At 64.6% G+C, this 13,796-nt stretch carries 12 protein-coding genes; all 12 read left to right on the forward strand.

Annotation, left to right across the window (positions count from 1 at the left end; genetic code table 11):
* Positions 1 to 111: 111 nt before the first annotated feature.
* The 12 genes from BMY53_RS18895 to BMY53_RS18950 all read left to right on the forward strand — a co-directional run bounded on the left by BMY53_RS18895 (position 112) and on the right by BMY53_RS18950 (position 13,769).
* The gene (locus tag BMY53_RS18895; RefSeq protein ID WP_092948044.1) at positions 112 to 2,214 is read left to right on the forward strand and encodes a sodium:solute symporter family protein; all 2,103 of its coding nucleotides are present in this window, start codon (positions 112 to 114) and stop codon (positions 2,212 to 2,214) included.
* 135 nt (positions 2,215 to 2,349) lie between these two features.
* A complete protein-coding gene (gene rpsF, locus BMY53_RS18900) occupies positions 2,350 to 2,712 on the forward strand; it encodes a 30S ribosomal protein S6 (RefSeq protein ID WP_092948045.1) in 363 nt (120 codons plus the stop codon).
* A gap of 76 nt (positions 2,713 to 2,788) precedes the next feature.
* The gene (priB, locus tag BMY53_RS18905) at positions 2,789 to 3,097 is read left to right on the forward strand and encodes a primosomal replication protein N (protein ID WP_092948046.1); all 309 of its coding nucleotides are present in this window, start codon (positions 2,789 to 2,791) and stop codon (positions 3,095 to 3,097) included.
* Positions 3,098 to 3,164: 67 nt separating this feature from the next.
* Complete coding sequence (gene rpsR, locus BMY53_RS18910) at positions 3,165 to 3,455, forward strand: 30S ribosomal protein S18 (protein ID WP_092948047.1); 291 nt, start codon at positions 3,165 to 3,167, stop codon at positions 3,453 to 3,455.
* Between the two features lie 10 nt (positions 3,456 to 3,465).
* Complete coding sequence (rplI, locus tag BMY53_RS18915) at positions 3,466 to 3,918, forward strand: 50S ribosomal protein L9 (protein WP_092948048.1); 453 nt, start codon at positions 3,466 to 3,468, stop codon at positions 3,916 to 3,918.
* Between the two features lie 195 nt (positions 3,919 to 4,113).
* Positions 4,114 to 5,547: a replicative DNA helicase gene (gene dnaB / locus BMY53_RS18920; protein WP_092948049.1), complete on the forward strand. Its 1,434-nt coding sequence runs from the start codon at positions 4,114 to 4,116 to the stop codon at positions 5,545 to 5,547.
* Between the two features lie 87 nt (positions 5,548 to 5,634).
* The gene (locus BMY53_RS18925) at positions 5,635 to 6,933 is read left to right on the forward strand and encodes an acetyl-CoA C-acyltransferase (RefSeq protein WP_092948050.1); all 1,299 of its coding nucleotides are present in this window, start codon (positions 5,635 to 5,637) and stop codon (positions 6,931 to 6,933) included.
* Positions 6,934 to 7,207: 274 nt separating this feature from the next.
* Positions 7,208 to 8,665: a methyl-accepting chemotaxis protein gene (locus BMY53_RS18930; RefSeq protein WP_092948051.1), complete on the forward strand. Its 1,458-nt coding sequence runs from the start codon at positions 7,208 to 7,210 to the stop codon at positions 8,663 to 8,665.
* A 128-nt stretch (positions 8,666 to 8,793) separates the two neighbouring features.
* A complete protein-coding gene (locus tag BMY53_RS18935) occupies positions 8,794 to 10,020 on the forward strand; it encodes a BaiN/RdsA family NAD(P)/FAD-dependent oxidoreductase (RefSeq protein WP_092948052.1) in 1,227 nt (408 codons plus the stop codon).
* A gap of 448 nt (positions 10,021 to 10,468) precedes the next feature.
* A complete protein-coding gene (locus tag BMY53_RS18940) occupies positions 10,469 to 11,803 on the forward strand; it encodes an ABC transporter substrate-binding protein (RefSeq protein ID WP_092948053.1) in 1,335 nt (444 codons plus the stop codon).
* A gap of 247 nt (positions 11,804 to 12,050) precedes the next feature.
* Positions 12,051 to 12,911 (forward strand): carbohydrate ABC transporter permease, encoded by an 861-nt coding sequence (locus tag BMY53_RS18945; protein ID WP_092948054.1) that lies wholly within the window; start codon positions 12,051 to 12,053, stop codon positions 12,909 to 12,911.
* A gap of 12 nt (positions 12,912 to 12,923) precedes the next feature.
* A complete protein-coding gene (locus tag BMY53_RS18950) occupies positions 12,924 to 13,769 on the forward strand; it encodes a carbohydrate ABC transporter permease (RefSeq protein ID WP_092948055.1) in 846 nt (281 codons plus the stop codon).
* Positions 13,770 to 13,796 lie beyond the last annotated feature (27 nt).

Genomic DNA, 13,796 nt, shown 5'->3' on the forward strand with positions numbered 1-13,796 from the left:
AGAAGGGCGGCGTTGCCGCCCTTTTTTCGTGACGTATCGAGTAGACAGGTGGGTCTCCCGCAGGAAACAACCGATGGCGCGCCGCCACCCGCGCGGCGAAGATCCGGGCCCATGCCTGCACCAGGATCCGACCACCCCGGCCACCCCGACGCCTTCCGGCGCCAGCTCAACCGCCACTATGCGGCCTACACGGTCGGCCTCATCGTGCTGGTGGCCGTTCTGGGGCTTCTTGAATACTGGGGCATGCCCAAGCAATGGCTGGGCTTCAGCTTCCTGCTTCTCACCGTGCTGGTCTATGCCGGTATCGGCATCCTGAGCCGCACCACCGACCCGGTGGAGTATTACGTGGCCGGCCGCCGGGTCCCCGCGTTCTACAACGGCATGGCCGCTGGCGCTGACTGGATGAGTGCGGCCTCGTTCCTTGGCATGGCGGGCAGTCTCTACCTCTCCGGCTACGGGGGCCTCGCCTTCGTGCTGGGCTGGACCGGTGGCTTCTGCCTGGTGGCGCTGCTGCTGGCGCCCTACCTGCGCCGCTTTGCCCGGTTCACCATCCCCGACTTCCTGGGGGAACGTTTTGACAGCCGTGCCTTGCGGGTCATGGGCGCGGCGGCCGCCGTGCTGGTCTCGTTCATCTACCTCGTGGCCCAGATCTATGCGGTGGGCCTCATCACCACGCGCCTGACCGGCCTCACCTTCGAGATTGGTGTCTTCGTCGGCCTTGGGGGCGTGCTGGTGTGCAGCTTCCTTGGCGGCATGCGTGCGGTCACCTGGACCCAGGTGGCCCAGTACATCATCATGATCCTGGCCTACGTCCTGCCGGTCATGTGGCTCTCCGTCCAGCAGACCGGCTGGCCGCTGCCGCAGCTCACGGCCGGCCGGCAGCTCCAGCAGATCACTGCGCGTGAGCAGGTGCTGCTCCACGATCCCAAGGAACTGGAAGTGCGCGGCATCTACGAGCGCAGCGCCAACGACTACGAGCGCATGGTGGCCGAGCTGCCCCAGTCGCTGGACCTGGAGCGCCAGGCCGCATCGCAGCGCATTGCCCAGCTCAAGGCCGAAGACGCGCCGCTCGCCCAGATCCAGGCTGCCGAGAAGAGCCGCGCCGCCTTGCCTCGTACCGAAACCCAGGCCCGCGAGGAATGGGCCTGGGCCGCCCGGCAGCAACACCAGCGCGCCGAGCCCCTGGCCGGCATGCCGCCCCACGCCCAACCCTTTGCCGGCAACCCGGACGGCACGCCGCAGGAGCGCGAGACCTTCGATCTCGCCAGGCGCAACTTCCTGGCCCTGGTGCTGGTGCTCATGGTGGGCACCGCCGGCCTGCCGCACATCCTCACGCGCTACTACACCACCCCGAGCGTTGCCCAGGCCCGCAGTTCGGTCGCGTGGTCGCTCTTCTTCATTGCGTTGCTCTACCTCAGCGCTCCCGCGTTGGCCGTCCTGCTGAAATATGAGGTGTTCAACCATCTGGTGGGCATGCCCATCGCCGAGCTGCCAGCCTGGGTGCGCCAATGGATGCGTGTGGATCCCACGCTGCTGAGCATCCAGGATGTCAACCACGATGGGATTCTCCAGCTCGGTGAACTCCGCCTGGGCGGCGACGTCATCATGCTGCTCACCCCCGAGCTGGCCCGGCTGCCCTACGTGCTGGCCGCCATGGTGGCCGCCGGGGCGCTGGCGGCGGCGCTTTCCACCGCCGACGGCTTGCTGCTGACCATCTCCAGTGCACTTTCGCACGACATCTACTACCGCGTGCTGCATCCGACGGCTTCGGCCACCCAGCGCGTCACCATGTCCAAGGCGCTGCTGCTGGCCACGGCGCTCACGGCCGCCGCCGTGGCCACCCGCAAACCGGCGGACATCCTGCTGCTCGTCTCGGCCGCCTTTTCCCTGGCGGGCGCCAGCCTGGTCCCCGCGCTGGTGGGTGGGATCTTCTGGCGCCGCGCCAACAAGCAGGGCGCCGGCGCGGCCATGCTGGTCGGCCTGGGGGTGACGGTGTATTACATGATCATCGCCCACCCGGGCCTTCGGCAGGCGCTCGGTCTGCCTGGCGAACCGCAGCTCTGGTGGGGCATCCAGCCGATGGCCGCGGCCGTGTTCGGCCTGCCCGCCGGTGTGCTGGCGCTGGTGCTGGTCAGCCTGGCCACACCGCCGGGCTCGCCTGCGGCCCAGGCCGTACAGCGCCAGCTGCACGAGGTTCCGGGAAGCTCGGCATGACGCCTTGAGGCCGACGCAATGCCAGGTGGACGGGAGGCCGCCACTTCCGCTAGAATCGCGGGCTCACCTTGCCGGACCCAGGACTTGACGCTGGGGTTCGGCTTTCAGACTCTCTGAAACCCGCAAGGAGTATTTATGCGTCACTATGAGATCGTTCTGCTGATCCATCCGGATCAAAGCGAACAAGTTCCGGCCATGCTGGAACGCTACAAGGGCCTGGTCACCAACGGTGGTGGCAAGGTGCATCGCGTGGAAGACTGGGGCCGCCGTCAACTGGCCTACATGATCCAGAAGCTGGCGAAGGCGCACTATCTGTGCCTGAACATCGAGGCGTCCAAGGAAATCCTGGCCGAACTCGAAACCGGTTTCCGCTTCAACGACGCCGTGCTGCGTCACCTGACCGTTGCCAAGGACAAGGCGGAAACCGCTCCCTCGGTGATGATGAAGGCTGTTGAGCGCGAAGAAGCCCGCAAGGCTCCCCAAGAAGCGTCCGCCTGAACTGGCCGGCGCGAATCCTGAAGTTTGTATTTCTGAATCAGTCGCTCGCTGAGCGCAGATTCCAGGCTCCTGCAGCATGAACCCGTTGGCTGACCCTGTGGCTAACCAACTGGTCTTACGCGCAAGAGTCCAGGAACTCGCCGCGATCCGCTACACCCCCGCCGGCCTTCCGGCCCTGGACCTGATGCTCACGCATGAGTCCCAGGTCGAAGAAGCCGGGGCCCGCCGCAAGGTGGCCCTGGACATCAAGGCGGTGGCCGTGGGAGAGATCGTCAAGCGGGTGCAGGCGCTGGGCCTGATGGAAGAGGCGGTGTTCACCGGTTTTCTTTCGGCACAGCGGCAAGGTCGGGGCACGGTGTTTCATATCACCGGCCTGGTCCACTGATCAGTGCACTGGCTTCCCACAGGATTTGCGCATCGTTTTATCTGGATAGATTCGTAAAGAGGTCAATATGCCCCCGCCACGTGGTAAAGGTCGGTTCTCCAAGGACCGCAAGCCCAAGCGTAACCAACAATCGCTGCTGTTCCGTCGCAAGCGTTTCTGCCGCTTCACCGTCGCCGGTGTTGAGCAGATCGACTACAAGGACGTCGACACGCTGCGCGATTTCATCAGCGAAAACGGCAAGATCGTGCCGGCTCGCCTGACGGGCACGCGCGCCTTCTATCAGCGTCAGCTGTCGGTCGCCATCAAGCGCGCCCGCTTCCTGGCCCTGGTGCCTTACAGCGACCAGCACAAGGTCTGAGGAGTTAGCCATGCAAGTGATCCTGCTTGAAAAAGTGGCCAACCTCGGCGGCCTGGGCGATGTCGTCAAGGTCAAGGACGGCTACGCACGTAACTTCCTGATCCCGACTCGCCGCGCTCGTCGTGCGACCGAATCGGCCATCAAGGAATTCGAAGCCAAGCGCGTCGAACTGGAAAAGGCTGCTGCTGAAAAGCTGACCGCCGCCCAGGCTGTTGGCGAGCAACTGAACGGCAAGACCGTCACCATCAGCCAAAAGGCCGGTGTGGATGGCCGTCTGTTCGGTTCCGTCACCAATGCTGACATCGCTGACGCCCTGACCAAGTCCGGCATCGCCGTGGTCAAGTCGCAAGTGCGTCTGCCCAACGGTCCGCTGAAGACCGTCGGTGAGTTCACCGTGAACGTGGCCCCCCACACCGATGTGGTGGCCGACGTGACCGTGCAGATCGTCGCCGAAGCCGAGTAATCCATGCTCGCGCGAGTGTGGCTTGTCCACGCTCGCAAACCCTGTTGGCGCGGCTCGCGAGGGCTGCAACGATAGGTCAAACGAAAGCCGACAGCTGAGAAGCCGTCGGCTTTCGGCTTTTCAGGGCGGAGGTTGTCCACCGGATGTCCTCGGCTCTCCAGAGCTTTCCCACGGCTTTCCCACAGGTTTGTCCACATGTCCGCGATCTTCTCCGCCAACCCACCCGGATCCGGCTCCGGCGCCCGCGACGATGACGTCGCTCGCCTGCGCGTGCCGCCCAACTCCGTGGAAGCCGAACAGAGCGTGCTGGGCGGTCTGCTGATCGACAACACCGCCTGGGACAAGGCGGCGGACACGCTCAGCGACACGGACTTCTACCGCTTCGAGCACAAGCAGATCTACGGGGCGATCGGCAAGCTGGTGAATGCCGGCAAGCCGGCGGACGTGGTCACCGTGTTCGAAGAGCTGACGTCCCTGGGCAAGGCCGAGGAATGTGGTGGGCTGGCCTACCTGAATGCATTGGCGCAAGGCGTGCCCAGCGCGGCCAACTTGCGCCGTTATGCGGAAATCGTCCGTGAGCGGGCCATCCTGCGCAAGCTGGTGGCCACCTCCGACGAAATCGCCACGGCGGCGCTGAACCCGCAAGGCCGCCCGGTCAACGAAATCCTGGACGAGGCGGAAGGCAAGATCTTCCGCATCAATGAAGAAGGTTCGCGGGGGGGGCAGGGCTTCCAGAGCATGGATCGCCTGATGGTCGAGCTGATGGACCGGGTCAACGAGCTGGCGGAGCAGGGGGCAGAGGACGTCACCGGCGTTCGCACGGGCTTCTTCGACCTGGACCGCATGACCGCCGGCCTGCAAAAGGGTGACCTCATCATCCTGGCCGCGCGCCCGTCCATGGGCAAGACGGCGTTCGCCATCAACATCGGCGAAGCGGTGGCCATCAACGAAGGCCTGCCCGTTGTCATCTACTCCATGGAAATGGGTGCGGCGCAGCTGGCGCTGCGTATGGTGGGCTCCATTGGTCGCATCGACCAGAGCAACCTGCGCACCGGGCGCCTGAAGGATGATGAATGGGGACGGTTGGCCGAAGCGGTCGACAAGCTCGGCAACGCCCCCATCTTCATCGATGAAAGCCCGGGCCTCTCGCCTAGCGAAGTGCGCGCTCGCGCGCGTCGCCAGGCTCGCATTTGCGGCCAGCTCGGCCTGATCATCATCGACTATTTGCAGCTGATGAGCGGCAATGGTGGCGCCAATGAAGAAAACCGGGCCACCGTGGTGGGCGAAATCTCGCGGGGCCTGAAGGCGCTGGCCAAGGAGCTGCGCTGCCCGGTGATTGCGTTGTCGCAGCTCAACCGCTCGGTGGAAACGCGCCCCGACAAGCGGCCCATGATGTCCGACCTTCGTGAATCCGGCGCCATCGAGCAGGATGCGGACATCATCATGTTCATCTACCGCGACGAGTACTACACCAAGGACGAGTGCAAGGAGCCGGGTGTCGCGGAGATCATCATCGCCAAGCAGCGTAACGGCCCGGTGGGCACGGTGAAGCTGGCCTTCGCGCGGCACAACACCAAGTTCGAGAACCTGGCGCCGGGCTATGTGAGCCCCGGAGGCGACGAGTACTGATGCAGGGGGGCAAGACCCAACCCGTTAGGCCGATGTGGCAAGCACGGCACGTGACTATCATCCGCCTACATCTGGAGAGTCGGATTCATGGTCACCATCACCAGCCACAGCCCCGCCATCTGGCTTGCCGCAGGACTTCGCACCCCCTTTGCCAAGGTTGACGGCCCCCTGGCCCGGCACGATGCCCTCGGCTTGTCGGTGCCCGTGGTCCAAGCCATGCTTGCCCAGCTCCGGGGCGCTCAGCCCGATCTGGCGATCTGGGGCAGTGTGGCGCCCAATCTCACATGGAGCAACCTCGCCCGCGAGGTGTTGATGGAGGCCGGCGCGCCTGCGACGATCCCGGCTTTCTCCACCGTGATCGCGTGCTCCACGAGCATGACGGCCGCCTTCGAGGCCGCCGGGATGATCGACGATGCGCGCGGCCGGTCTCTGGCGCTGGTGGGGGGCGCGGAAAGCATGAGCCGTGTTCAGCTCGGCCTCGGGCAGAACCTCTCGGACTGGATGCGCGGCTTCCAGAAGGCCCGCTCCTTGGGCCAGAAGCTCTCGCACGCTGTTGAGCTCAACTGGCGCGACGTGCAGCTTTACCTGCCCTCGGTGACCAATCGGACCACCGGCCTGAGCATGGGCGAGCACACGGAGACGACCGCCAAGCAATGGCAAATCGCCCGCGCGGAGCAGGACCGCCTGGCTCTGGAGAGCCACCAGCGTGCCGTGGCGGGATGGGCGCGAGGTTTCTTTGATGATCTCGTGGTGCCTCTGGACTCCGTCGTGCGGGACAGCATTCCCCGCGGCGACACCTCGCTGGAGAAACTCGAGCGACTGCCGCCGGCCTTCGACCGCACCAGCGGCCAAGGCACGCTCAGCGCGGGCAATTCTTCGCCGCTGACCGATGGCGCGGCGGCGCTTTGGGTGGGCTCGCAAAGCGGCATGGAGAAATTGCCGGCCACCGCGCATCGGGTGAAGCTTGTTGATTGGGAGCTTGCCGCCGTGGACTTCCGGGTCGAGGGGTTGCTCATGGCGCCGGCGTTCGCCATTCCGCGCCTGCTGGCGCGTCACGGCCTGCGCTATGCCGATGTTGCGCTGTGGGAGATCCATGAGGCGTTCACCGCGCAGGTGCTCTTCCACATCAAGGCGCTGGAAGACGAGAGCTTCCTGCGCGAGAAGGTCGGCATTGCCGCGCCAGATCGTTTCGGGCCGTTCCCGCGGGAGCGGGTCAATCCCAACGGCGGCAGTACCGCACTGGGCCATCCCTTTGGCGCCACGGGCGCGCGCATTCTCAGCCAGGCCATCAAGGAGACGGCGGCCCTGCCTTCGGGCAGCCTCGCCATTGTCAGCATCTGCGCCGACGGTGGTCAGGGCAGCGTGGCGCTGTTGCAGTCGGCATAAGCGAGCTCGGCGCACTGCAAAGGAGCGTCAATAGGCGGCACCTGAGGCCGACCAGCCGTAGTTGGCGCCAGATGGATCGACGACTGGGCCTTGGGGGCGGCATCTTCAAACACGCTGGCGAGTTCGTGTTGGATCAGGCGATTCCTTCCGACAAAGGGCGTCATTTACCTACACGATCTGGCGCATTTTGCCCCCTTTGACCGCCAGGGCGGCCGGCTGCACACTCACCTGGCTGCGCGGCGGTAGCCCCGCGCAGCGTCGCACGAGGTATGCCATGCCAGTTGCCCAGTCATCCCCGCTGTCCCTATACCGTTCGTCAAACGACGACGACCTGCGCCCTTTGCGGGTCAGCGCAGACGCCTTCTTGCTCGGCGGCTGTGCGGCCGTGGCGTTGGTGACGATCGTGGCCGGCCAGCAGTTTGGCCAACTGGGAACCGCATGCGCCTGGGCTCTGAGTCTGCTGCTGTGTGCGTGCGCGCTGTTTGTGCTCACACGCGGCAGTTGGCTCAACTCCGTGGCGTTGCCAATGCTGTTGAGCAGTCTGGTCGCCCTGCAGATCCATGTAGGCGCCGGCCGCACCGAGTTTCACTTCGGTGTCTTCGTCGCCTTGGCGCTGATGATGGTCTATCGGCACTGGCTGCCGGTGCTGGCAGCAGCAGGAACCTTCGCCGTGCACCACGTTCTGTTCGACCGGCTTCAGGCCGCGGGCTTTGGCGTGTACTGCCTGACCGCCCCGGACTTCGGACAGGTCGTTGTGCATGCCAGCTACGTCGTCGCGCAGACCCTTTTCGAAGTGTTCATGGTCCGCAAGATGCGACGGGATGCGCTGGTCATGGCCGAGCTCCAATCCATCACCGAGGTGCTGGTGGCGACGCCGGGGAAGGTGGATTTTGCGGCGGTGACGCTACCGGTGACGACCAAGGTGGCGCGCCAATTGAGCGAGACCCTGAAAACTGTGGCGGCGACGGTCGGGCAGGTGCGCAGCGCGGCGGAGTCGGTGGATGCCGCCTCCAACGAGATCGCCACCGGCAATTCCGATCTGTCCATCCGCACGGAGGAGGCCGCCGCCAACCTGCAGCAGACGGCGGCTTCGGTGGAAGAGTTGGCGCAGGCCGTCAAGCAGTCCGCGGAAACGTCGCATGAGGCCTCACGGCGGGCACGCGAGGCGACCCAACGCGCAGGCGACGGCGAAGCCGCCGTTCAGACGCTGGCCAGCAACATGGCGCGTGTGTCCGAGTCCGCTCGACGGGTGGGCGATATCACCACGGTCATTGATGGGATCGCCTTCCAGACCAACATCCTGGCGCTCAACGCCGCCGTGGAAGCGGCACGTGCGGGTGAATCTGGCAGAGGCTTCGCGGTGGTGGCGTCGGAGGTGCGTGCCCTGGCGCAACGCAGCGCCGAAGCCGCTCGGCAGATCAAGGAGCTCATTGGCACCTCCACGCAGCAGGTCGCTGCGGGTGTGGAAAGTGCTGACGCCACCCGGCAGGTGCTTGCCGCCATCGTGGCCGATGTCCGCAACGTTGATGAGCTGCTGGGCTCCCTATCAACCGCCTCCGCCGAGCAGGCCAAGGCGGTGGAGACCGTCAACCATGCGGTGGTGGGGCTGGACACCACCACCCAACAGAACGCAGCGCTGGTCGAGCAGTCGACCGCTGCCGCCCATTCACTGCGAGAGCAGGCGCGTTCCCTGGCCAGTGCGGTGCAGCGCTTCGAGCTCGCCCAGGGCTGAGGGAACTTCTGCACAGCTCCCGCGAGCCGCAGCGGCCCCGATTCGGGATGGAGCGCTGCTGGCGGGCATGGCCACTACAATCCGGGCCCGGTTGGCGACGACTATAGACACGCGGTAGGGAAGCAGCTTTGCAGGATACGGATGTTGTGATCATCGGCGCCGGAGCCGCCGGGCTGATGTGTGCCGCCAAGGCCGGTGCGCGCGGGCGGCGGGTGCTGGTGCTGGACCACGCCAACAAGGCGGGCAAGAAGATCCTCATGTCCGGTGGCGGGCATTGCAACTTCACCAACCTCTATACCGAGCCGGCCAACTTTCTCTCGCAGAACCCGCATTTCTGCAAGTCAGCGCTGGCGCGCTACACGCAGTGGGACTTCATCGCGCTGGTCAACAAACATGCGGTGCCTCACCACGAGAAGAAGCTGGGCCAGCTCTTCTGCGACGGCAAGTCCATGGACATCCTGCAGATGCTGCTGGCCGAGTGCGAGGCGGTGGGGGCCCGCGTGCGGCTGGACACGACCGTCGAGAAGATCGAGCGGATCGAGACTGCGCAGGATGGGGGTGAGGGTGCTGGCGGTGCCCAGGGTGGCCAGGGCGGCTACCTGCTCCAGACCACCAGTGGCCCGGTACGCTGCACATCGCTGGTCATCGCAACAGGCGGCCTGTCGATCCCGACCATGGGGGCCACGGGTTTCGGTTATGAGGTGGCGCGCCAGTTCGGCCACCAGGTGCTTCCCACACGTGCGGGACTGGTGCCCTTCACCATCACCGACCAGCTCAAGGAACTCTGCACCGAGTTGTCCGGCACCTCCGTGGATGGCCTGGTGAGCTGCAACGGCAAGAGCTTCCGCGAGAACATCCTGTTCACCCACCGTGGCCTCAGCGGCCCGGCCATCCTGCAGATCTCCTCCTACTGGCTGCCGGGCCAGGCCGTTGAGATCAACCTGCTGCCCGACCGTTGCGTGCCGGACTGGCTCGCCGAGCAGCGGCGGGACCGCCCCAATGCCGAGCTCAAGACCCTGCTGGGGGAGGTCTTCACCAAGAAGATGGCGCAGCTGCTTTGCGAGCAGTGGTTCGTCTCCAAGCCCATCAAGCAATATGCCCATGCGGAGCTGGAGAACATCGCCACCCGGCTGTCCGAATGGCAGGTGGTGCCCGCCGGCACCGAGGGCTACCGCACGGCCGAAGTGACGCTGGGTGGCGTGGACACACGGGAGGTGTCGTCCAAGACCATGGAGTCGCTGAAGGCGCCCGGGCTGTACTTCATCGGTGAAGTGCTGGACGTGTCCGGTCACCTGGGCGGTTTCAACTTCCAGTGGGCCTGGGCCTCGGGCAACGCTGCAGCACAGTTTGTTTAAGGAACCTCTGCATAACTCCCGCGAGCCGAGGTGCCCCTGATTCGGGATGGGGACGCAAGGCGCAAACCGCAGCCATAGCGGGCACCATGGCGAGGATTTGCAACGCCGCGGACCGCCCGAAGCGGGGGCACCTCGGCCGCGAGGAGTCATGCAGAGGTTCCTTAAGGATCCTCGGCTCGCGGGAGCTATGCAGAGGCTCCTCAGGCGACTGTTGCCTCACTGGCGCATGCGGGGCCATGTTTCGTCGCCGAGCTAAACAAGGGCGTTATCAGTACGCGTTTGCTGGCATTAGGTAGTAACACTAGCTCCCTGATGCAAAGGAGTATCTTCTTATGCACTCCTGGGTACCACTCCGGCATTTCCGGATCGGTATCGTTCATGGCTTCAATGCTGCACGGTTCACCGGGTGGACGTTGAACATGAATACCAACAATCAGGAGACTTCCCCATGCACGCTTCCCTTTGTGTAGCGCGCGCCGCCCGTGTGGCGGCCGCTGCTGCGGCTGTGGTGTTGACGTTCAGCGCTGCGGCCCAGGCGCAGACCGAGCTGGTGATCGCCACGGTCAACAACGGCCACATGATCGAGATGCAGAAGCTCAGCAAGCATTTCGAGCAGGCCAATCCCGACATCAAGCTCAAGTGGGTCACGCTGGAAGAAGGCGTGCTGCGGCAGCGGGTCACCACCGACATTGCCACCAAGGGCGGCCAGTTCGACGTGATGACCATCGGCCTGTATGAGGCACCCATCTGGGGCAAGAAGGGCTGGCTGCAGGAACTCAAGCCGGATGCCGCGTATGACGTGGACGACCTGCTGCCCGCCGTGCGCAGCGGCCTCTCCGTGGAGGGCAAGCTGTTCGCGGCGCCGTTCTATGCTGAAAGCTCCATGCTCATGTACCGCAAGGACCTGGCCGACAAGGCCGGCGTGCAGGTGCCCGAGCGTCCGACCTGGCCGCAGATCAAGGACCTGGCGGCCAAGATCCATGATCCCAAGAACGGCGTCTACGGCATCTGCCTGCGTGGCAAGCCGGGCTGGGGCGACAACATCGCGCTGATCACCACCATCGCCAACACCTTCGGCGGCCAGTGGTTCGACATGCAATGGAAACCGCAGCTGGACACCAAGCCCTGGAAGGAAGCGGTCAGTTTCTATGTGGACCTGCTGAAGAACTACGGCCCGCCCGGATCGTCCGCCAACAGCTTCAACGAAATCCTCGCGCTCACCAGCTCCGGCAAGTGCGGCATGTGGGTGGACGCCACCATTGCGGCCTCCTTCGTGTCGGACCCCAAGCAGTCCAAGGTGGCGGCCCAGATGGCTTTTGCGCAGGCACCCACCATGAACACGCCCAAGGGGGCCAACTGGTTGTGGTCGTGGAACCTGGCCATTCCGGCGGGCTCCAAGAAAGTGGCGGCGGCGCAGAAGTTCATCACCTGGTCCACGAGCAAGGAATACATCCAGCTGGTCGCGAAGACCAATGGTTGGGCCAATGTGCCCACCGGGACGCGCAAGAGCACCTATGCCAGCGCAGAGTTCCAGAAGGCGGCACGGTTTGCGGCGGAGGAGAAGAAGGCCATTGACTCGGCCAATCCGACCGATGCCACGCTGCCCAAGAGCCCGTATGTGGGCGTGCAGTTCGCGGCCATTCCGGAGTTCCAGGCCATCGGCATTGCGGTGGGGCAGCAGATGAGCGCCGCACTGGCCGGCCGTACGTCGGTGGATGACGCGCTGAAGGCGAGCCAGGTGACGGCCGACCGCGAGATGCGCAAATCCGGCTACTACAAATAAACAAGCATCCGTCAGGCTACTGCGCAGCCCGATCTGCCGATGGTGTTCCTCGCCGTACGGGAGTACGGCTCCGGTACAGCATCGGCACCTCGGCCCGCTCGCTACGCCTGCCGGACGCTTGTTTACGCGCTTGCCTGGAGTGCTTGCCCGTAGTGCTTGCCTGGAGTGCTCGCCTGTAGCGCTTGCCTGGAGTGCTCGCCCGTAGCGCTTGCTCGTTGTTCGTTTGAACGAAATTGGGTTCTGGTTTATGAAACGCCTGCTTCCACGGCTGTTGCTGGCCCCGGCGATGACCACGCTCTTCCTCTGGATGATCGTGCCGCTGGGAATGACGATCTATTTCTCGCTGATCCGCTACAACCTGATGCAGCCCGATCAGTCAGGCTTCGCCGGGTTGGAGAACTTCGAGTTCTTCATCACAGACCCTTCATTCGGCACCGCCGTAGTCAACACCGGACTGCTCCTGGGCAGCGTGATCCTGGCTACCGTCGTGTTCGGGGTGATGATCGCGTTGCTGGTCAACGATCCTTTCCCAGGACGCGGCATCGTGCGGGTGCTGCTCATCTCGCCGTTCTTCGTGATGCCCACCGTGAACGCGCTGATGTGGAAGAACATGATGATGAACCCCATCTACGGCGTGCTCGCCCAGGTGTGGATCTTCTTCGGCGCACAACCGGTGGACTGGCTCACAGACCACCCACTGTTCTCCGTGATCGTGATGGTGTCCTGGCAATGGCTGCCCTTCGCCTCGCTGATCTTCATGACCGCGCTGCAAAGCATGGACCATGAACAGCTGGAAGCCGCCCGCATGGACGGCGCCACCTACCTCCAGCAACTGCGCCACCTCTACCTGCCGCACCTGGGCCGCTCCATCGCCGTGGTGGTGATGATCGAGCTGATCTTCCTGCTCAGCGTGTTTGCCGAGATCTACACCACCACCGGTGGTGGCCCCGGCGACGCCAGCACCAATGTCACCTTCCTGATCTTCAAGCAGGCACTGCTGAACTTCGATGCAGGCGTGGCCTCCGCCGGCGCGCTGTTCGCCGTGGTGCTGGCCAACATCGCAGCGGTGTTCCTGATCCGCCTGGTCGGCAAGAACCTGGACAAATAAGGAGCACACTCCATGACGGCCCCTCACCGTTCCCGCCGCGCCGCCTTCCCCCTGGCCCTGATCATTCGCAGCGCCGCGGCCTGGGCCGTGGCCCTGCTGCTGTTCTTCCCGCTGGGCTGGCTCTTCCTCACCGCCTTCAAGACCGAGCTGCAGGCCATTGCCGTGCCGCCACTGCTGGTGTTCTCACCCACGCTGGAAAACTTCCACGAGGTGCAGGCCCGCAGCGACTACCTGCTCTACGCCAAGAACTCCGTCATCACCAGCGTGCTCTCCACGCTGCTGGGCCTGTTGCTGGCCGCACCCGCCGCCTACGCCATGGCCTTCTTTCGCAGCAAATACACGCGGGACATCCTGATGTGGATGCTCTCCACCAAGATGATGCCGGCCGTGGGCGCCCTGGTGCCCATCTACGTGCTGGCGCAGAAGAGCCATCTGCTGGATACGCAGCTGGCGCTGATCATCGTGTTTGCACTGTCCAACCTGCCCATCATGGTGTGGATGCTGTATTCGCACTTCAAGGACATCCCGCCAGACATCCTGGAGGCCGCGCGCATGGACGGCACCACGCTGTGGCAGGAAGTGCGGCTGGTGCTGCTGCCGCTGGGCATGGGGGGCCTGGCCTCCACCGGCTTGCTGTGCCTGGTGCTCTCCTGGAACGAGGCGTTCTGGAGCCTCAACCTCAGTGCCGCCAAGGCCGGCACGCTGGCCACACTGATCGCCTCTTACTCCAGCCCCGAAGGGCTGTTCTGGGCCAAGCTCTCCGCGGCATCGCTGCTGGCCATCGCGCCCATCGTGGTGTTTGGCTGGTTCAGCCAGAAGCAATTGGTGCAAGGGCTGACCTTTGGTGCGGTCAAGTAACCCACGCCCTCCGCCTCATCCAATTTT

Origin of the sequence: Roseateles sp. YR242 (genome assembly GCF_900109745.1) — a bacterium.
Taxonomy (GTDB): domain Bacteria; phylum Pseudomonadota; class Gammaproteobacteria; order Burkholderiales; family Burkholderiaceae_C; genus Roseateles.